17 protein-coding genes and 1 tRNA gene are annotated in these 18,410 nt (G+C 65.5%); 5 read left to right on the forward strand and 13 right to left on the reverse strand.

Annotated features, from left to right (window positions below; all coding sequences use genetic code 11):
• Window positions 1–10: 10 nt before the first annotated feature.
• The 8 genes from K2O51_RS01290 to K2O51_RS01325 form a co-directional block, all read right to left on the reverse strand.
• The gene (locus K2O51_RS01290; protein WP_011300134.1) at window positions 11–640 is read right to left on the reverse strand and encodes a CDP-alcohol phosphatidyltransferase family protein; all 630 of its coding nucleotides are present in this window, start codon (window positions 638–640) and stop codon (window positions 11–13) included.
• A gap of 182 nt (window positions 641–822) precedes the next feature.
• The gene (locus K2O51_RS01295; protein ID WP_011300133.1) at window positions 823–1,524 is read right to left on the reverse strand and encodes an ABC transporter ATP-binding protein; all 702 of its coding nucleotides are present in this window, start codon (window positions 1,522–1,524) and stop codon (window positions 823–825) included.
• Window positions 1,517–2,269 carry an ABC transporter ATP-binding protein gene (locus K2O51_RS01300; protein ID WP_011300132.1) on the reverse strand — a complete coding sequence of 251 codons (753 nt, stop codon included), beginning with the start codon at window positions 2,267–2,269 and terminating at the stop codon, window positions 1,517–1,519. The genes K2O51_RS01295 and K2O51_RS01300 overlap by 8 nt, the downstream gene beginning before the upstream one ends.
• Window positions 2,266–3,303, reverse strand: coding sequence for a branched-chain amino acid ABC transporter permease (locus K2O51_RS01305; RefSeq protein WP_220630645.1), 1,038 nt, complete (start codon window positions 3,301–3,303; stop codon window positions 2,266–2,268). The genes K2O51_RS01300 and K2O51_RS01305 overlap by 4 nt, the downstream gene beginning before the upstream one ends.
• A gap of 17 nt (window positions 3,304–3,320) precedes the next feature.
• Window positions 3,321–4,184, reverse strand: a complete 864-nt coding sequence (locus K2O51_RS01310; RefSeq protein ID WP_011300130.1) for a branched-chain amino acid ABC transporter permease — start codon at window positions 4,182–4,184, stop codon at window positions 3,321–3,323.
• Between the two features lie 51 nt (window positions 4,185–4,235).
• Window positions 4,236–5,423 carry a 4-hydroxybenzoate 3-monooxygenase gene (pobA, locus tag K2O51_RS01315; protein WP_011300129.1) on the reverse strand — a complete coding sequence of 396 codons (1,188 nt, stop codon included), beginning with the start codon at window positions 5,421–5,423 and terminating at the stop codon, window positions 4,236–4,238.
• Window positions 5,424–5,577: 154 nt separating this feature from the next.
• Entirely contained in the window at window positions 5,578–6,216 is a 639-nt protein-coding gene (locus tag K2O51_RS01320) for a VTT domain-containing protein (protein ID WP_011300128.1), read from the reverse strand.
• 79 nt (window positions 6,217–6,295) lie between these two features.
• Window positions 6,296–7,666, reverse strand: coding sequence for an APC family permease (locus K2O51_RS01325; RefSeq protein ID WP_220630385.1), 1,371 nt, complete (start codon window positions 7,664–7,666; stop codon window positions 6,296–6,298).
• Between the two features lie 234 nt (window positions 7,667–7,900).
• Here K2O51_RS01325 and K2O51_RS01330 point away from each other — a divergent pair, with 234 nt between their 5' ends.
• Together K2O51_RS01330 and K2O51_RS01335 are read left to right on the forward strand one after the other, a co-directional pair.
• Window positions 7,901–8,824: an aldo/keto reductase gene (locus K2O51_RS01330; RefSeq protein WP_041680160.1), complete on the forward strand. Its 924-nt coding sequence runs from the start codon at window positions 7,901–7,903 to the stop codon at window positions 8,822–8,824.
• Window positions 8,825–8,827: 3 nt separating this feature from the next.
• Complete coding sequence (locus K2O51_RS01335; RefSeq protein ID WP_011300125.1) at window positions 8,828–10,219, forward strand: NTP/NDP exchange transporter; 1,392 nt, start codon at window positions 8,828–8,830, stop codon at window positions 10,217–10,219.
• Between the two features lie 10 nt (window positions 10,220–10,229).
• Here K2O51_RS01335 and K2O51_RS01340 read toward each other — a convergent pair whose 3' ends face one another.
• Complete coding sequence (locus K2O51_RS01340; RefSeq protein ID WP_220630386.1) at window positions 10,230–11,969, reverse strand: methyl-accepting chemotaxis protein; 1,740 nt, start codon at window positions 11,967–11,969, stop codon at window positions 10,230–10,232.
• Between the two features lie 256 nt (window positions 11,970–12,225).
• Between K2O51_RS01340 and K2O51_RS01345 the strand changes: the two genes are divergently transcribed.
• Complete coding sequence (locus tag K2O51_RS01345; protein ID WP_220630208.1) at window positions 12,226–13,332, forward strand: S-(hydroxymethyl)glutathione dehydrogenase/class III alcohol dehydrogenase; 1,107 nt, start codon at window positions 12,226–12,228, stop codon at window positions 13,330–13,332.
• Between the two features lie 10 nt (window positions 13,333–13,342).
• Window positions 13,343–14,194 carry an S-formylglutathione hydrolase gene (fghA, locus tag K2O51_RS01350; protein ID WP_220630387.1) on the forward strand — a complete coding sequence of 284 codons (852 nt, stop codon included), beginning with the start codon at window positions 13,343–13,345 and terminating at the stop codon, window positions 14,192–14,194.
• A gap of 44 nt (window positions 14,195–14,238) precedes the next feature.
• Here fghA and K2O51_RS01355 read toward each other — a convergent pair whose 3' ends face one another.
• The 4 genes from K2O51_RS01355 to K2O51_RS01370 form a co-directional block, all read right to left on the reverse strand.
• Entirely contained in the window at window positions 14,239–14,493 is a 255-nt protein-coding gene (locus tag K2O51_RS01355; RefSeq protein ID WP_011300121.1) for an RNA-binding protein, read from the reverse strand.
• A 43-nt stretch (window positions 14,494–14,536) separates the two neighbouring features.
• The gene (locus tag K2O51_RS01360; RefSeq protein ID WP_011300120.1) at window positions 14,537–15,118 is read right to left on the reverse strand and encodes a GNAT family N-acetyltransferase; all 582 of its coding nucleotides are present in this window, start codon (window positions 15,116–15,118) and stop codon (window positions 14,537–14,539) included.
• Between the two features lie 186 nt (window positions 15,119–15,304).
• A tRNA-Arg gene (locus tag K2O51_RS01365) sits at window positions 15,305–15,381 on the reverse strand.
• A 96-nt stretch (window positions 15,382–15,477) separates the two neighbouring features.
• Window positions 15,478–16,350, reverse strand: a complete 873-nt coding sequence (locus K2O51_RS01370) for an autotransporter domain-containing protein (RefSeq protein WP_140950157.1) — start codon at window positions 16,348–16,350, stop codon at window positions 15,478–15,480.
• Between the two features lie 264 nt (window positions 16,351–16,614).
• On the opposite strand from K2O51_RS01370, the gene K2O51_RS01375 reads away from it, so the two are divergent.
• The gene (locus tag K2O51_RS01375) at window positions 16,615–18,402 is read left to right on the forward strand and encodes a GGDEF domain-containing protein (protein WP_140950156.1); all 1,788 of its coding nucleotides are present in this window, start codon (window positions 16,615–16,617) and stop codon (window positions 18,400–18,402) included.
• Window positions 18,403–18,410 lie beyond the last annotated feature (8 nt).

Consider the following 18,410-nt stretch of genomic DNA (forward strand, 5'->3'; position numbering starts at 1 on the left):
GTCTCCACAATTAGAACGTCGACCGGCGGGCCTGGCTCTCGCGAGCCTCCTGCACGCCACGGCGTACCCGGTTGATGATGGTCAGCACCGTCAACAACGACAGCAAGATCCAGAACCAGTGCCCGAACCCACCCAGCCCCTGCCCGCAGCCGACCCAGAATCCGAGCGCACCGAGCACCAGCGCGCGGTCGCTCTTGCCGAGCGGGCCGTCATAGCGCCGGCTCGCGCCGGCCAGCGGCCCGATCAGGCCCGCGCACTCGGCCACCACGGCCAGGATGGCGAACAGGATGACTTCGCCACCCGACGAGGGCATGGCCCAGGCAAACGGAATGGTCAGTGCGAGGTCCGAAACAATGTCGCCGAGCTCGTTGAGGTATGCGCCCAGCACGCTTTGCTGCCCGTGTTCGCGCGCGAGCATGCCATCGATGGCGTTCAGCGCCATCCGCACGAACAGCCACAGCGGCATCAGCAGGAACACCGCGGGCAGCCACGCCAGTCCGCCGGCCAGCGCGCCGACCACCAGGGAACCGGCAGCCGCCGCCAGCGTGACCTGGTTGGCCGTCACGCCCGACGCTGCAAGCCGTTGCACAGTGGGCCGCAGAAGTGCCTGGAACTTCGGTTTGATCTGGTAAAGCGTCATGGTCTGGTCGGTTCCGGGATCGAAGCATGCTGCCGTGCCACGGCGATGCCGCCGTGTGCGTGAGCTCGCCTGCACAATCTGCGGAGCATAGCGGGAGTTTGCGCAACCGCAAACTATCGTGACAGCCCCCGATACATTTTCGGCCACCTGCGCCAGGGCGGAGCCATTGTCCGGAAGCGTTGTCAGCCGATTCCCATCAGTCGGTCCAGGCGCCTTTTGTCCGCCAGCAGGCTGGCACTGTCTGACGCGTGGACCACCCTGCCCCGGTCGAGAACCATCGCCTGCGCAGTCATTGCCAGCGCCAGCCTTGCATGCTGTTCAACCACGATCACGGCCATCCCGCCCTGCCCGATCAGATTGCCAATCACGCGCTGCAGTTCCTGGATGATGATGGGCGCCAGACCCTCCATGGGCTCGTCGAGCAGCAGCAAGGCAGGATTGAGCATCAGCGCGCGCGCAATGGCCAGCATCTGCTGTTCGCCGCCCGACAACTGGTTGCCGAGGTTTCGCCGGCGTTCCTGCAGGCGCGGGAACAGTTCATACACGCGCGCCAGCGTCCAATGGCCCGGACGCGCCACGGCACTCAGGTTCTCTTCCACGGTCAGCGAGGGAAACACCCAGCGCTCCTGCGGCACCCAGCCGATGCCGGCCTGCGCGCGCTGGTGGGACGGCAACCGCGCCAGGTCGCGCCCCTGCCAGCACAGCGTGCCGCGGCGAACGCGCGTAAAACCCATTAGTGTGGCGAGCAATGTGGTCTTGCCCACGCCGTTGCGGCCGAGCAGCGCGAGGCTGTCCCCGGACCCCAGCGCAAGGTCGATGCCGTCGATTACCACGGCGTCGCCGTAGCCCGCGCTCAGTCCGTCGATACGCAGCAGCTCACCCATGCACCGCCTCCCCAAGGTAGACCTCTTTCACGCGCAGGTCGGCGGCGATTTCGGCCGGTGCGCCCTCGGTCAGCACCTTGCCGCCAACAAGCACCGTAATGCGCTCGGCAAAGCGGAATACGAGGTCCATGTCATGCTCGATGAATACGATCGTGATTTCGCGCGGCAGCGCGGCAATGACATCGAACAGTTCCGCGCTTTCCGCCGACGGAATGCCGGCCGCGGGCTCGTCCAGCAGCAGGATCGACGGCCGCGTGGCAAGCGCCAGCGCAATCTCGAGCAGCCGCTGCTTGCCATACGGCAGGCAGCGCGTCTCTACATCGGCCTCGCCATCGATCCGCAGGCTCGCCAGCACGGCCATGGCCTCGTCCACCAGCGCGCGCTGCGACGCCACGGTCCGCGACCAGATGCGCGCCGCGCCGGTACGTTCGGCCACAGCCAGAACCACCGATTCGAGCACTGTCAGCCCCGGAAACAGCGTGTTGATCTGGAATGTCCGTGTCATGCCCAGGCGCACGCGCGCATGCTGAGGCAGCTTGGTAATTTCCTGGGTCCCCAGCCAGATGCGACCCGAGGTCGGCGCCAGCGCACCGGTCAGCAGGTTGATAAACGTGGTCTTTCCCGCGCCGTTCGGGCCAATCAACGCATGGCGTGTCCCGGGCGCGAAGTTGAGCGAGATATCGCTGTTGGCCACGAACGCGCCCCACTGGCGCGACAGGCCTTCTGTACGAAGTACTGCTGTCATGGCGCACCGCCTTCGAGCCGTGTCCCGGTACGCCGCGTCAGCCGGCTTCGCGCGGCGTCCATGGCGCCCATGACTCCTCCCCTTGCAAACAGCACCACCAGCACCAGCAACAGGCCGATCCAAAACTGCCAGTACACCGGGTTCATGCCAGCCAGTACATCCTGCGCAATCATGTACAGCGCCGCGCCAGCCAGTGCGCCATACAGGCGTCCGGTACCGCCCAGCACCAGCATGACGAGCAGCTCCGCCGAGCGCGGAAAGCCGAGCACGTCCATGCCGACAAACTGTGTCGTCTGCGCGAGCAGTGCACCAGCCACCCCGGCAATCGCTGCGGACAGCGTGAACGTCGTGCGCAACCGGCGCGGCACGTCAGCACCGAGTGCGGGCATGCGCCGGCCGCCGTCGCGTATGCCGCGCAGCGACAGGCCGAACGGCGACTGGGTAAGGCGCCGCAACAGCAGAAATAGCGCGAACGTCGCCGCCAGGCTGTACACGTAGGCGGTCTTGCCGATCAAGTCGAATTCAAATACGCCAAGCAGGCGGTCCATGGCCACGCCGGACAAACCGTCCACGCCTCCGGTGACGAATGCCGCCTTGTTGGCAGCCTCGAACAGCATCAGGCCGATGCCCAGCGTCACCATCAGGCGCGTGAGATCGCCGCCCCGCACCACCAGGAAGCTGCACAGCCAGCCGGCCACGGCGGCCATTGCCGCGGCGGCCAGCAGGCCACTGAGCGGCTCGCCCCAGCCGTGCGCCGCCAGCAAGCCAGCCGTATAGGCACCAAGTCCGAAGAATGCTGCGTGCCCGAGCGAGACAATCCCCGCATAGCCAAGGATCAGGTCGAGAGACAGCGCGAACAGCCCGCTGATCAGGATCTGGCTGCCGAGGATCAGGTAGTCCGGCAGCGCAAAGAAGGCCGCGACAGGCAACAGCCAGAACAAGAATTCGGCCGGATGCCAGCGCCCGTCCGGCAACTTCCGCCGCGCGGGCGCCGGTGCGCCGGCGGCTTCGCCGGACGATGCGGCGGGCCGCATCGCACGCATCAGCGTCTTCATGCGCGCCTCCCGTACAGGCCAGCCGGAAACAGGACCAGCAACAGCACCATCATCGCGTAGATGACAAAGGCACCGACTGCTGGCACGTAGTACTTCCCGGCCACGTCCGCGACGCCGAGCACCAGCGCCGCAAGCAGCGGCCCTCGGATGGACCCGGCGCCGCCGACAGCCACCACGAGCAGGAAATACACCATGTACTTGAGCGGGAACGCCGGATCGAGGCCAAGCATATCGACGCCGAGCCCTCCGCCGAGCCCCGCCAGGCCGGAGCCCAGCGCGAATGTCAGGCTGAATACGCGGTCAACATTGATGCCCAGCCCGCGCGCGGCCTGCTGGTTGTCCACCGCGGCCCGCACTTGCGCGCCGAAGCGCGTGCGCGCCACCAGCCAGCCCAGTGTCGCGGTGATCGCCACCACCACACCGATCAGGAAGAGCCGGTACACGCCCAGATCCACCCCGCCCACGCGCACTTGGCCGCGCAGCGCCGCGGGCAGTTCCACGGGCTGCTGGCCCGGGCCGAACAGGTAGTTCGCTCCGGCCATCGCCATGAATGTCAGGCCGATGGAAAACAGCACCTGGTCGAGATGGCTCGCCTGGTAGAGCCTGCGGTACAGTGTGCGTTCCAGTACCCAGCCCGCGGCCGCTGCCCCGGCGAACGCAATCAGCAGCGACAGCAGGAATGGCACGCCGGCGCGGTTCATCAGCACCACGGCGACATAGCCACCCAGCATCGCGAAGGCGCCATGCGCGAGGTTGACGAAATTCATCAGGCCCATGGTCACGGATAGCCCGACGCTGATCAGGAACAACAGGCTGCCGTACGCCAGGCCGTCAAACAGCACGCCCAAGAGACTTGTCATGGTGATCGGTACATTCGGTGGGGCTAAGTTGCGTTGAAGAAAGGGACGCGCTCACGCAGGCAACGGCGCGAACGGCAGGCCCACATAGTTTTCGGCCAGCATGCGCGATGCTGCCTGTGACGCGCACACATAGGCCAGTTCGGCATGCTGCAGCCGCGCCGTGAACGGCGTATGGTCATCGAAGCGATGCAGCAATGACGTCATCCACCACGAGAAATGTTCCGCACGCCAGACGCGCGCAAGGCAGGCCGACGAGTATCCGGCCAGCAGATCGTCGCGGCCGTGGCGGTAGTGCGTGACCAGCGCGTGGGCCAGGTTACGCACGTCGGCCACCGCGAGATTCATGCCCTTCGCGCCCGTTGGCGGCACGATATGCGCGGCATCGCCGGCCAGGAACAGGCGGCCATATTGCATCGGCTCGGTGACCAGACTGCGCATCGGCGTGATGCCCTTCTGCAGCACCGGCCCCTCGTTCAGATGCCAGCCGTCGCCGGTTTCGAGCCGTGCATGCAGTTCGTCCCAGATGCGCCGATCGGTCCAGCCGGCCAGGTCTTCGTCGGGCCGGCATTGCAGGTAAAGCCGCGTGATTTCAGGCGATCGCATCGAGAACAGCGCAAAGCCACGCGCATGGCTCGCATAGATCAGCTCCTGCGCCGCGGGTGCAGCGCTGGCCAGGATGCCCAGCCATGCAAACGGATAAGACCGCTCGAAGACCTGCAACGCGCCGGCCGGCACCGCGTGGCGCGACACGCCGTGCGAGCCGTCGCAGCCGGCAATGAAGTCGCACGCCAGCACATGGCGCTGCCCGCCATGCTCGAACGACAAGGATGGCGACTGCGTGTCCAACCCATGCAGGGCAACCTGCGACACCTCGAACAGCAGCGGCGCACCGCAAGCCTGCCTGGCGGCGATCAAATCGCGCACGACCTCATGTTGTCCATACACAGTGATTGCGCGCCCACCGGTCAGCCCGCTCAGATCGATGCGGTGGCGCTGCCCATCGAACAGCAGGTCGATGCCGTGGTGCACCATGCCTTGCTCGCGCAGGCGCGCGGCCACGCCAGCCTCTTCCAGCAGGTCGACAGTACCTTGTTCGAGCACCCCGGCGCGTATGCGCGCCTCGACATGTGCCTGGGTACAGTCTTCGAGAATGACGGAATCAATACCGGCCCGCTGCAGCAAATGACCGAGCAGCAGCCCGGCCGGGCCCGCGCCGATGATTGCGACCCGGGTGCGCATGTTGCCTGCCTCCAGTTCTGGGAATGGGCCACGCCCCGTTACGCGGGGCGTTACGGTAGCGGCACTTTATCGGGTGGATTGTTGCGGGTGCCAGGAATTTTTGCAATCGGGCGGTGTCCTGCCTCGATACGCTGCGAAGGCATATTTGCCAGGGCTACCTTCCCACCCTCAATCTGCGCCAGACATTGGCGACAACCAGCGCCCCCACACCCATCACAATCCCCGACAGCACAATGGCCCCCATGTGGTCACGCACCTGCGGCACGTTTCCGAAGAAGTAGCCAAGCACCGGCAGCGAAACAGACCATAGCAATGCGCCAGCCGCAGCCGCGAGCAGGAAGCGCGCTGCACCCATGCCTGCTATGCCACCCACGAACGGCGCAAAGGTACGCACCACCGCGATGAAAGGCGAAAGCAGGAAGGTCACGTCGCCGTGCTCGGCATAGAACCGATGCGTCCGCTCCAGCGCCGCCTGGTCTATCCACCGCAATTGCCTGCCCAGCACTTTCATACCGATCGCACGGCCCACGCCGTAGTTCAGCAGGCTGCCGCCCAGCGCCGCCACGAACAACAGCGGCATCAGCACCCACAGACTCAGGTAACCCGACGCGCAGAACGCGCCACAGATGAACAGCAAGGGATCGCCCGGCAGGAAAAACAGAGGCAGCACGCCGATCTCGGCAAACACCACGGCGAACAGGATGGCGTAGACCAGCGGGCCGTAGTGCGCGATGGCGGCGCCGAGATGCTGGTCGAAGTGCAGCAACAGCTGCCACATAGATATGGAGTCCATGATCGGCGCGCACAGGCGTCTTGCAATTCATCGGGTATAAAAATGCCGGACAACATGACGCCGGCAGCATTGAGCGGGTTCAGGCGGCAGGAGATGCCCAGATCTTCTTGCGGTTCAGCGCCAGCGGAACGGCACCACAGGCTATGCCTCCCAGGCCAACGACATTGGTGACCCAATCGAAAGTCGGGATACTGTAGATCGCGATGAAGAAAAGGAACAGCCCGCTTCCCACCGGCCAGATGACGTGGCTAACGGCATGCCATGGACCTTGCGCCAGCATCGATCGGTAATACCAGCCGCAGGCGAGCCCGGTCAGCCCGAGGTAGAAGCAGATCTGAAAACCGATGGCGGTAATGGAATCCTGCAGGATGACGTTGATCGTCGGCAGGTAAGACGAAGCGAACAGCAGCACGAGTCCGGCGATCCAGATGAAGAAGATGGCAAAGTGCGGCGTCCGCCAACGCGGATGCAGGCGCGCGTAGCGATGGTGGAGTGCCCCGTCGCGGCTCGTGGCAAACAGTGTGCGTGTGAACTGGAGCATCTGCGTCTCGACCGTTCCCACTGTGCTCAGCAGCACCGCAATGATCGCGACATAGCCCCAGGTGGGTCCGAACAACTTCTCCGCAATGGCAAAGATGACGTTGGTGTTGTAGTGCTGGATCTCGGCATCCGACAGGCCGAGCAGCGTGATGACGATGAAGACCAGGAAGAACGTCATCAGGAACACCATCGACCAGAACGCGGCGCGACCCGGGATGCGGTTCGGGTCGCGCGTCTCCTCGCTGAGGTTCAGGGTCACGTCCCAGCCGTAGAAAAAGAAAATTGCGATCAGCGCGCAGTTGGCGAACATGCCGGGAGAGAACGCGAACGGCCAGAACCATGCCAGCGAGAACGAGTGCTGTGGCGCATGCGGAAACGTGAGGAAGCTCGCGATGATGATCACGAGCAGAATCGCGCCCTCGATGACTGTCATCAGCACTTGCAGGTAACTGGTGAGCTTGATGCCCTTGACGATCACTGCACTGACGAACGTGAGCCATGCCGCCGCGATCAGCGTCACGTAATGCACGTTATTCATCTTCGGCCGGTCGAAAACGAGCAGCGTGGCATTGGCCGCCGGAATCATGGCAGAGACCATGAACACGCAGCACAGCACCAGCAGCGCCCAACCGGCAAGAAAGCCGAAGGCTCGCCCGAATACCATGCTCACCCACGCATAGGAAGTGCCGGCGCTCGCCAGGGCCCGATTCAGGTTGATGAACGCAAATGCGATGCCAAACATGATCAGCCCGCACACCAGGATGCTCGCCGGCGACAGCGTGCCGGCCGTACCGATGATCGTGGAAGTCGTGATCTCGATGCTGTAGGCCGGCGCCGTGCCGGCGATGCCCATGATCACGGATTCGACGATGCCCAGCGAATCAGCGTTGAGCTTGGCAGATGGGTCCATGGAGCATGCAACGCTCGGTCGGCAATCATGGATCGATTTCTACTCTCCCCGGTCCATAGCGGCAAGAGGATTGGCCGGGATGGGGGAGATTCCGACCATGACGAACGATGGCCGGAACCCGCGATATGCGCTGCAGCGCATAAAGGCTAGTCAGCGGCACCCGCCGGGCCAAATGCTTTACAAGGCAGTCGCCCGGAGCTAAGGTCAACGGGTGCCATTCGCCTGGAATCCCCCATGTCGATCGATCGCCGCTCCTTTCTTGCGATTGCCGCCGGACTGGCTGCCGTGCCCCGCGTCGCGACTGCGGCCGGCACTGCTGCGGCCGCCACGGTAGAGGCGCCAATGCGGCGGACCATTCCCGGCACCACCGAAGCGCTGCCCGTTGTCGGCATGGGCACCGCCGATACCTTCAACGTTGGCACAGGGGCCGACGAACGCGCACCCCTGGCAGAGGTCCTGGGCCTGCTGCTGCGCAACCAGGGCTCGGTCGTCGATACCGCGCCGAGCTATGGCAGCGCGGAAGCCGTAACCGGTGACCTGCTGCGCAATGCCGGTGCGCGTGCCAAGGTGTTTCTCGCGACCAAGGTGTCCGCACCGGCCGGCGCTTCAGCGCAGGCGCAATGGGCGCGTTCGCTCGCCGACCTGCACACCGACAAAGTCGATCTGCTGCAGGTGCACAACCTGATCGACTGGCGCGAGAACCTGCGCTGGATGCGCGAACTCAAGGAACAGGGCAAGATCCGCTACCTCGGCATCACCCATTACCGTGAGGATGCACAGGATGCCGTCGCGCAGATTGTGCGCAGCGAACGTGTGGATTTCGTGCAGATCAACTATTCCCTCGCCGAGCGCGGCGCCGAACGGACGCTGCTGCCGCTGTGCCAGTCGCGCGGCGTGGCCGTACTGATCAACCGGCCATTCCAGGATGGCCGCATGTTCCGCGCTGTGAAAAACCGTCCGCTACCGCCATGGGCCGGCGAGATTGACTGCAACTCGTGGGGACAGTTGTTCCTGAAGTTCGTGGTGAGCCATCCGGCCGTCACCGCCGCAATTCCCGCCACGTCCAAGCCGAAGAACATGGCCGACAACCTCGGTGCCGCGCTCGGACGCATGCCGGATGCGGGCCAGCGCGAACGCATTGCGGCGCTGCTCGCGTAGCCGATGGACAACGATCCCGCTCAGGCAGGCACCGGGCCCTTCCCGCGCCTGCGCCACGGTTTTGGTATCCGGCCCGGCGAATCGGGCGCCGTCGTCGCCGGCTTCCTGTTCTTCTTCTGCCTGTTTGCGAGCTACTTCATGCTGCGCCCGGTACGCGAGACCATGGGTATCGCCGGCGGCGTGAAAAACCTGCAATGGCTGTTCACGGCGACGTTCGTCGTCATGCTGGCCGCCATCCCGATCTACGGCGCGTGCTGCGCGTGGCTGCCCCGGCGGCGCTTCGTGCCGTGGGTCTACGCCTTCTTCGTTGCCAACCTGGTCGGCTTTGCGCTGGCCACGCGCGCGGCACCGGACAATGTGTGGCTCGCGCGCGTGTTCTACGTGTGGCTGTCAGTCTTCAACCTGTTCGTGGTGTCCGTGGCCTGGAGCCTGATGGCCGATGTATTCCGGCCCGAACAGGCGCGCCGGCTGTTCGCGATGCTGGCGGCTGGCGCCAGCGCAGGTGGCCTGGCCGGCCCGGTGATGGGCGGCTGGCTGGTCGTCCATATCGGGCTCACCGGCCTGATGCTGCTGTCGGCCGCGCTGCTGGCTGCCACGCTGCCTGGCGCAGGCTGGCTGTTCGGCTGGCGCAGCCGCGCCGGTGCCGGCGTCGCGGTAGCGGGGGATTCCACGGCCCGCACAGGCGCAAACATGGACCCGTCCCATCCGGTCGGCGGTGGCCTGTGGGCCGGCCTGGCGCTGGTGATGCGCTCGCGCTACCTGCTCGGCATCAGCCTGTTCGTGATCCTGCTCGCCACGGCCAGCACCTTCCTGTACTTCGAACAGGCGCGGCTGGTGGCGGAAGCGTTTCCGGAACGTGCGCGCCAGACTCAGGTCTTCAGCGCGCTCGATGCCATCGTGCAGGCGCTGACGATCATCATCCAGCTGTTCTTCTCGGGGCGCATCGCGCGGCGCTACGGGGTTTCCGCGCTGCTGACAGCCGTACCGCTTGCGGTCGTTGCCGGCTTCCTGCTGTTGGCGATGTTCCCGACCTTCGGCGTGCTGGCCGGCGTGATGATCCTGCGCCGCGTCGGCGAATACGCACTGTTGCGCCCAGGGCGCGAGATGCTGTTCACCGTGGTGGATCCGGAAACCAAGTACAAGGCCAAGAACGTCATCGATACCGCTGTGTATCGCGCCGGCGATGCGGTGAGCGCGTGGGTCAAGACGGGTATCGATGCGATTTCCGGCCACGCCGCCACGGTGGCCCTTGCCGGTGCCGCAATGGCCCTGCTTTGGGCCGTGCTTGGGTGGTGGCTGGGCCGCCGGCATGAACTCCAGTTAATGCCGTCCGTCGCCGCCGCTGCGGGCGAGACACCGGACACGCCGGCGTCATCGGCCACGCAACCGCGCTAGCAACCGGCGCTCAGAACTGTTCCCAGTTGTCGCCAGCGTCGGCGCTTTCGGTGCGTGCAGCACGGGCCGGCTGCGCTTTCAGTGCTTTCGGTGCTTTCGGTGCTTTCGGTACTTGTGGCAGGACCGGCTCAGCCTTCGGCGCGGCCGGCCGGCGCGGTGCCGGAGCCGGCTGGTGCACGACGGCGGCGTGGCCGCCGCCATGTTGCGCGACCCGGAATGCCGCCACGGACTGGCGCAGCGCGGCAGCTTGTTCTTCCAGCGAATGCGCGGCTGCAGTAGCTTCTTCGACAAGCGCGGCATTCTGCTGGGTCACCTGGTCCATCTGGGCCACGGCCTGGTTGACCTGCTCGATACCAGTGCGTTGCTCCACCGACGCCGCGGCAATCTCGCCCATGATATCGGTCACGCGGCGGATCGACTGCGTGATCTCCGTCATGGTCGAACCCGCACGCTCCACGAGGTCCGAACCGCTGCGCACGCGATCGACCGACGTGCTGATCAGCGTGCGGATTTCCTTCGCAGCGCCTGCCGAGCGCTGGGCAAGGCTGCGCACTTCGCCCGCGACCACGGCGAAGCCCCGGCCCTGTTCGCCCGCGCGCGCCGCCTCCACCGCGGCATTGAGCGCCAGTATATTGGTCTGGAACGCAATGCCTTCGATCACGCCGATGATGTCCGCAATCTGACTGGAACTGTCGGCGATCTGCGTCATGGTGGTGATGACCTGCTCCATCACCTCGCCGCCGCGGTTGGCGATCTCCGACGCGTTGTCGGCCAGCCCGCTTGCCTGCCGCGCGCTGTCGGCATTGTGCTGCACGGTCGTGGTCAGCTCTTCCATGCTCGCGGCCGTTTCCTGCAGCGACGCTGCCTGCTGTTCGGTGCGCGACGACAGGTCCGAATTGCCGGCGGCAATCTGCGCCGTGGCCGTGGCCACTGAATCGACCGATGCACGGATGCCGCTCACGGTGCCCCCCAGCTTGCGCTGCATGCGCTGCATGGCAAAGAGCAGGCTCGAGGTGTCACCGGGGCGCACGTCGATATCGCGCGTGAAATCGCCATCCGCAATGCTGTTGGCGACCGACGCTGCATAGGCGGGCTCGCCACCCAGGTCGCGGCGCACGCCGCGCAGCAGCCACGCGGCCAGTACCGTCGCCGCACCGCCCAGGATGACCAGCGTCAGGATGGAGTGCAACAACGCCTGGCGGAACGCCGCCTCGATGTCATCGACATAGGCGCCCGTGGTAACGGTCCACTCCCACGTCTTGAATGCCTTGACGTAGCTGACCTTGGGCAGCGGCTGGCTCGCGCCCGGCTTCGGCCACATGTAGTTCAGGAAGCCCGCGCCCTGGCCGCTGGCGATCTTCGCGATCTCCACGTAGATCAGCACACCGTTCGGATCCTTCATCGTGCTGAGGTTCTTGCCTTCGTTCTCGGGCTTGAACGGATGCATCAGCGAGCGGCCCGAGAAATCCGTGATCGAAACATAGCCGTCCGTCCCAAAGCGCAGCGGCCGCAGGCGCTCCTTGGCCAGCTTCTGTGCGTCTTCGACGGACAGGCCCTTGCTTGCCGCCTCTTTTTCGATGGCGGCGACCAGGCTGACCGAGGCCTCCGCAACGCTCTGGATTTCTCGTTGGCGTCCGGCGAACATTTCCGCGCGCGTGACGAACGCCTCGTACGTACAGATGCCGAGCATGGCGATCCAGATCAGGCCAAAGGGGATCCAGAGCCGTTGGTTCAGGGTCAGTGTCTTCATTACAGTTGCGATGTGGGGGGCGTCTGACAGGCCATTGGGACGGGGCCGTATCCCCGAACGACAATGCCTCCAGCCTGCAAGCAACGGAATGTCAGACCAATTGCTCACCCCCACTTCCGAGGGGTACCAGGCATGGGGCGGTCGATCAGCGGCCACCGGCACGCGATAAGTGATGCCTGTATCTCTCCGGAAGGTCGTATAGTCATGCCTCCGGCCCAAGCGGGCCGATCCCTTTCCTTACCCCCCGGAGGATTCCATGAAAACCAAAGCCGCCATCGCCTGGAAAGCCGGCGCCCCGCTGACCATCGAAGACGTGGACCTGGAAGGCCCCCGTGCTGGTGAAGTGCTGGTGGAAATCAAGGCCACCGGCATCTGCCATACCGATTACTACACGCTGTCCGGCGCCGATCCTGAAGGCATCTTCCCGGCGATCCTGGGTCATGAGGGCGCGGGCATTGTCACCGATGTCGGCCCCGGCGTAACCTCGCTCAAGCCGGGCGACCACGTGATTCCGCTGTACACGCCGGAATGCCGCCAATGCAAGTTCTGCCTGTCGCGCAAGACCAACCTGTGCCAGGCCATCCGCGCCACGCAGGGCAAGGGCCTGATGCCGGACGGCACCTCGCGCTTTTCGATCGATGGCAAGCCGATCTTCCACTACATGGGCACGTCGACGTTCGCCAACCACATCGTGGTCCCGGAAATCGCGCTCGCGAAGATTCGCCCCGACGCGCCGTTCGACAAGGTCTGCTACATCGGCTGCGGCGTGACCACCGGCGTGGGCGCCGTCATCTTCACCGCGAAGGTGGAAGCCGGCGCCAACGTGGTGGTGTTCGGCCTCGGCGGCATCGGCCTGAACGTGATCCAGGGCGCGAAGATGGTCGGCGCGGACAAGATCATCGGCGTGGACCTGAACCCCGAGCGCGAAGCGATGGCGCGCAAGTTCGGCATGACGCATTTCATCAACCCGAAGGACGTGGGCAACGTCGTCGACCACATCATCCAGCTCACCGACGGCGGCGCGGACTACTCGTTCGAATGCATCGGCAATACGCAGGTCATGCGCCAGGCGCTCGAGTGCTGCCACAAGGGCTGGGGCAAGTCGATCATCATCGGCGTGGCGGAGGCCGGCGCGGAGATCTCCACGCGTCCGTTCCAGCTCGTCACGGGTCGCGAATGGAAGGGCTCGGCTTTCGGCGGCGCGCGCGGACGCACTGACGTGCCCAAGATCGTGGACTGGTACATGGACGGCAAGCTCAACATCGACGACCTGATCACGCACACGCTGCCGCTCGACCGCATCAACGAAGGCTTCGACCTGATGAAGCGCGGCGAGTCGATCCGCTCGGTGGTGCTGTACTGAGGAGCGCGCCGTGACCCTCGAACTGCTGTCCGAACACGGCTGCCATGGCGGCGTGCAGCGCTTCTACCGGCACGCATCGGCCACCATCGGGCTGCCAATGCGATTCTCGGTGTACCTGCCGCCACAGGCGCTGGCCGGTGGCGGCAAGCTGCCGGCCCTGTTCTATTTGGCGGGGCTGACCTGCACCGAGGAAACCTTCATGATCAAGGCCGGTGCGCAGCGCTTTGCCGCCGAGCACGGGCTGGTCCTGGTGGCCCCCGACACCAGTCCGCGCGGCGCTGGCGTGCCGGGCGAAGCCGATGCCTGGGACTTCGGCGTTGGTGCGGGTTTCTACGTCGACGCGACTGAAGCGCCGTGGCGCCAGCATTGGGGCATGGAAAGCTACGTCGCGCAGGAGCTGTTCGACCTCGTGAGCCGTGAGCTGCCGGTCGATCCGGACCGTGTCGGCATTTTCGGGCATTCGATGGGCGGTCACGGGGCACTGGTGCTCGCGCAGCGGCATCCGCAGCGTTTCCGCTCGGTGTCGGCGTTCGCGCCGATTGCCGCGCCGACGCGGTGCCGGTGGGGACAGAAGGCGTTCACGGGCTACCTCGGCACCGACCGCAGCCGCTGGGACGAATATGATGCCAGTGCATTGATGGCTGCCCAGAAGGTCGCGCCCTTCCCGGCCGGCATCCTCGTGGATCAGGGCCTGTCTGACCAGTTCCTGCAAAACCAGCTCCACCCCGAAGCGTTGGAGGCCGCGTGCGCGGCGGTCGGACAACCGCTGACGCTGCGCCGTCATACGGGCTACGACCACGGCTACTTCTTCATCAGCACCTTCATCGCGGACCATATCCGGCATCACGCCGGACAACTGTGACGATGCGGAGATGACGGCGATGCGCGGCCCGCGCCGCGCATCGCTCAGATGTAGCGCTCCGCCATGACCTGCGCGCTCAGGCGGCGCCGTTTCCAGAACATGCCGTTGATGCGCGTGATCAGCTTGCGCAGTGTAGCCGGGTCCAGCGCGCGGAACGTCAGCATGACCGCGGGGTTGCTGCCATCGCCGGGCACATGCTCCGCAGCGTCGAATTCCGGCAGCCCGTACTTCACCAGGAATGCGCGAATCTCGTCATCGGTCGTGCCGGGCTCGATATTGCCGAGCAACAGTACAGACATGGTGACCTCCCGTCGTTCGCCATGGCTTCGTCTTCCCCACGTTTCAACCGGCGGCGCCTGCGTTTTCCGGGGTGCCCTGGGTGCCAAGCGGCAGCGTGACGATGCGTACGGTCGCATCATCGGGGCACGCCACGTCAGTAAAGCCGAGCCGGCGCGCAAGGCGGCGCATGGGCGTGTTCATGGCCAGGACGAATCCTTCCATGCGCTGGTAGCCGCGTGCACCGGCTAGTTCGATCAGCGCCGTCATCAGGATGCGCGCCAGGCCAACGCCATGCCAGTCGTCATCGAGCGTGATGGCGAACTCGCAGACATCGCTATCCGGCGGCGCCACGAAACGCGCGCCGCCCACCAGCCTGCCGCTGCCGTCCTGGCCATCTGCCTCGCTGACGGCAACCAGCGCGCATTCGTGCCCAGGTTCCGGGTGGGTGGCCTGCTCGACCATGGACTCCGGCAACTCTCGCAATGGCGCCATGAAGCGTGTGTAGCGCGCGTCCGGCGACAAGCGGGCAAAGGCAGCGAGCAATCCCGCGCGGTCCTGCTCGCAGATCTCGCGCAACAGGATACGGCGGCCATCCCGCAGCGTCAGGCGGGCGGGCGAAAACGACGGGGGCTTGGGTGCGGTCATCGGAGCAATGGCTGCGTCACTGGGTGAACCGAAAACCCGGCTGAAACGCCGAGGCTCATTCACTGTAGTGCCAAATGACCCGCAGTGCAGAAGCGCGCAAGCCATGGTTGCGGGCTGGAGTTGCATGCAGACGCCGGAAATGAAAAAGGGCTTCCGTTTCCGGAAGCCCTTTTCTTTCTGCATAGGTGGCGCGGCTGGCAGGATTCGAACCCACGACCCCTTGGTTCGTAGCCAAGTACTCTATCCAACTGAGCTACAGCCGCACGCGAGACAGAAATTATAACGTACTTTCGCTTTTGTGCAAGCCCCTCTCAAAAAAACTTCAGCTAGCACCTGTGGGGCCGGTGAAACCGCGACAGCTACCAGCGATAACGCGCACCCACGGTACCGCCTGCATTGCGTCCCGCCTTGACCTTGAACCACAACTTCACGCCCGATGCGGTATTGCCGTGCGCGCCGATGTTGAACGAAAACAAGCCGCGCAACAGGTCCGTATCGATCTTGGTGCCGTTGATGTTGATGGTCTGCTTGCGGCTGTCCTGCCACCAGTCCGCCTCGACGAACGGGTAGACGCCCGCGAGCCGCGTCGGCTGAGCGCCGTACAGGCGCACGCCAAAGCCGGTGGCACTGGAGTCGCCGAGCATGTCCGGCGTCTGTGTCTGCGTCGGCGACCCGGTGGGCGCATTGCCCGGCTGGTAAGCGATTTGCACGCGAGGCTGGATGGTCAGGCCACCGGCGCGCGGCACGACGGCATCGAGCGCCACAGCCATGGTACGCACGCGACTGTCCACGAATCCGTTCGCGGTGGTGGCATCGTCGACGTGAACCAGGAAGCGGCGCGGGCCATACCGCATGCGCTCAGTCTCGCGGTCGACGTCGGCCAGGCCGGGGGCATCGTCGTCAGGGCCCGGCCCTGCTGTCGCAGCGCCGCGCACGAAATAGCCGGGTGGCGGCGCGTTGTGTTCGACGGGAGACAAAGCAGTGCCTCTGGCCAGGACCTGCGAGTCCATTCCGGCGAGGTCGCTGGCGTGAACTTGCTGCCACCCCAGGATGGCGTTCGTACCGGGAGCGCTGTCGTCGGCTCTGGCCACGGCACACATCAGCATGGCCAGCACGCAGCAGTATTGAAGATGGTGGTGACGTGCCCCATGCGGTGTCACGGCACAGCCGTGCCAGACGGGGTACGCCCCGGCCTCCCTCTCTCTCGATGATGATGACAAGACCTCAGTCATGGCAACCACCTTCGGACGTTATCCAAGCTTGCCCGATTAGCTAGAGCATAGGTCAAATGCCCGGCTGCGGTAAGTCGGGATTGTTCGCTGCCACGCGGCCACTTGCGCAGCGTTTCGGACAGTCCGTACCCAGCCCGCTTAGTGGACCGCTGCTGTCGGCTTTGCGCGGAGCACTAGCGCTTTTCGTCAATAATGTCGAACTTCAACGATTTCCTATGCCTTTCCTGGCCTCTTTCCGGCCAAAGCGGCGCGGGAGGAGACCCCATGGCATTCTGGCGAAGATCTTGCCAAGCCGGCAATCCGCTGGCGACGGGCCGCAGCCAGAGCCTGAAGCGCAAGCTGGCGGCAGCCACGACGGTGGTTGGTGCGTGCACGGTCGGCCTGGCGTCCATGCTGATGGCACGTGCGTATGGCGATTTCGACGCCGCGCGGCAGAACCTGTATGACATCTCGGAATACCGCGTCCTGCTCGACGCAGCCAATGTGCTGTCCGCAGAACGCGGCCCCGCCAATAGCGTGCTCGGAGAGCCACCCGCGGAAAACAGTGCTGCACGCGACAAGCTGCACCAGTTTCGCGCGCGCAGCGATGCCGCGCTCGCGCGTCTGCTGGTGCCGCCGCCCACCCCGACAGGTCTGCACCATCACCATCTGCCACCGCTGATGGTGGAGCGCGTGCGCGAGCGGCTGCGCCGCGCGCGCACGGAAGTCGATGCGCTGGCCACGCGGCCGCGCGAAGACAGGCAGATGGATGAACTCCAGCACGCGATCGAAGGCATGTTCGAAGCAGTCGACGCGCTGCAACCGCTGATCGGCTGGCAGGTCAGGCAGCTGTCCGCTTGCGATCCGGGCCTGGCAGCCCCCGCGCTCACCGGCAAGATGCTGGGCGACCTGCGTGAATACGGCGGCCGCGTGGCCTCGCAGATCATGGCACCCATTGCCGCGCATCAGCCGATCCCGATACGCAGCCTGGCCGATGCGTCGCGCTCGCGCGGGCGGCTGCTGGAACTATGGGCGCTCGCGGGGCCGGCCTACAACATGTATGGCGACGCGCCGCGGCTCGAACATGCCTATGCCGATGCCAGCCATCAGTTCTTCGGCCACGGCCTGTCGATGGTCGACAGCATGGTGGCGCAAGGCCGCCTGTCCGGGCATTACTCGATGAGTCCGACAGAATTCACTAATCGCTATGTGCCAACGCTGGAGCCGCTGGAACGCCTGCGCAGCGAGTTCCTCAACGAGGTGATCGCGCATTTCGAGGCGGACCGCCAGCATGCGCTGCGCGTGCTGGTGACGGCTGGCAGCGCGACGGCGCTGATCCTGCTGGTGCTTGGCTACGTGCTGGTGTTTGCGCAGCGTTCCGTGTTCCTGCCGTTGCTGGATGCGCGCGATGCGGTCATCGCGCTGGCCGAGGGCCGCAGCCGCCCTAGCTTCACCCTCCCGGCCTCCGGTCGCGAGATGCGGCGCCTGTTCGATGCGCTGGATATCCTGCGCCGCAAGCTCCGCGAGCGTGCATCGCTCACCGAGCAGCTGGAACACCAGGCCCGCACCGACAGCCTGACCGGGCTGCTCAACCGGCGCGCACTGGAACGCATTGCCGCGCAGCCTGCCGATCCCGCCGGACCGTCGACGACGAGCCTGATCCTCATGGATGTGGATCGATTCAAGCAGATCAACGACCGGCACGGGCACCCCGCCGGCGATCAGGTACTGCGCGCAGTGGCTGATCTGATGCGCGATATGGTGGACCCGGACCATGCGCTGGCCCGCTTCGGCGGCGAGGAGTTTGCCGTACTGGTACCAGGCGCAAGCGCTGACGAAGCCGCGTCCCTTGCGCAGGCATTGTGCGCGGCGATCTGTGCCGAGCCGATCCGCCTGGCCGATGGCACCCGGCTACCCGTGACCGCCAGTTTCGGCGTGGCCACCGGACTCAGCGGCGCCCCGCACTGGCCGCGCCTGTTCGCTGCGGCCGATGCGGCGATGTATCGCGCCAAGGCCGAGGGCCGCAACTGCGTACGCCGCGCGGACGCACCCGCCGAAGCCGTGGACCACTGAGCCGGCAT

This window comes from Cupriavidus pinatubonensis (assembly GCF_019602855.1).
GTDB classification, from domain to species: domain Bacteria; phylum Pseudomonadota; class Gammaproteobacteria; order Burkholderiales; family Burkholderiaceae; genus Cupriavidus; species Cupriavidus pinatubonensis.

What these genes read in the sequence shown, in the direction of transcription:
- K2O51_RS01295 (WP_011300133.1), bottom strand. Translation starts at nt 1,524, where the DNA reads ATGGGTGAGCTGCTGCGTATCGACGGACTGAGCGCGGGCTACGGCGAC.
- K2O51_RS01360 (WP_011300120.1), bottom strand. Translation starts at nt 15,118, where the DNA reads ATGACCGCACCCAAGCCCCCGTCGTTTTCGCCCGCCCGCCTGACGCTG.
- K2O51_RS01345 (WP_220630208.1), top strand. Translation starts at nt 12,226, where the DNA reads ATGAAAACCAAAGCCGCCATCGCCTGGAAAGCCGGCGCCCCGCTGACC.
- K2O51_RS01300 (WP_011300132.1), bottom strand. Translation starts at nt 2,269, where the DNA reads ATGACAGCAGTACTTCGTACAGAAGGCCTGTCGCGCCAGTGGGGCGCG.
- K2O51_RS01370 (WP_140950157.1), bottom strand. Translation starts at nt 16,350, where the DNA reads ATGACTGAGGTCTTGTCATCATCATCGAGAGAGAGGGAGGCCGGGGCG.
- K2O51_RS01325 (WP_220630385.1), bottom strand. Translation starts at nt 7,666, where the DNA reads ATGGACCCATCTGCCAAGCTCAACGCTGATTCGCTGGGCATCGTCGAA.
- K2O51_RS01290 (WP_011300134.1), bottom strand. Translation starts at nt 640, where the DNA reads ATGACGCTTTACCAGATCAAACCGAAGTTCCAGGCACTTCTGCGGCCC.
- K2O51_RS01340 (WP_220630386.1), bottom strand. Translation starts at nt 11,969, where the DNA reads ATGAAGACACTGACCCTGAACCAACGGCTCTGGATCCCCTTTGGCCTG.
- K2O51_RS01330 (WP_041680160.1), top strand. Translation starts at nt 7,901, where the DNA reads ATGTCGATCGATCGCCGCTCCTTTCTTGCGATTGCCGCCGGACTGGCT.
- pobA (WP_011300129.1), bottom strand. Translation starts at nt 5,423, where the DNA reads ATGCGCACCCGGGTCGCAATCATCGGCGCGGGCCCGGCCGGGCTGCTG.
- K2O51_RS01310 (WP_011300130.1), bottom strand. Translation starts at nt 4,184, where the DNA reads ATGACAAGTCTCTTGGGCGTGCTGTTTGACGGCCTGGCGTACGGCAGC.
- K2O51_RS01355 (WP_011300121.1), bottom strand. Translation starts at nt 14,493, where the DNA reads ATGTCTGTACTGTTGCTCGGCAATATCGAGCCCGGCACGACCGATGAC.
- K2O51_RS01320 (WP_011300128.1), bottom strand. Translation starts at nt 6,216, where the DNA reads ATGGACTCCATATCTATGTGGCAGCTGTTGCTGCACTTCGACCAGCAT.
- K2O51_RS01335 (WP_011300125.1), top strand. Translation starts at nt 8,828, where the DNA reads ATGGACAACGATCCCGCTCAGGCAGGCACCGGGCCCTTCCCGCGCCTG.
- K2O51_RS01375 (WP_140950156.1), top strand. Translation starts at nt 16,615, where the DNA reads ATGGCATTCTGGCGAAGATCTTGCCAAGCCGGCAATCCGCTGGCGACG.
- K2O51_RS01305 (WP_220630645.1), bottom strand. Translation starts at nt 3,303, where the DNA reads ATGCGGCCCGCCGCATCGTCCGGCGAAGCCGCCGGCGCACCGGCGCCC.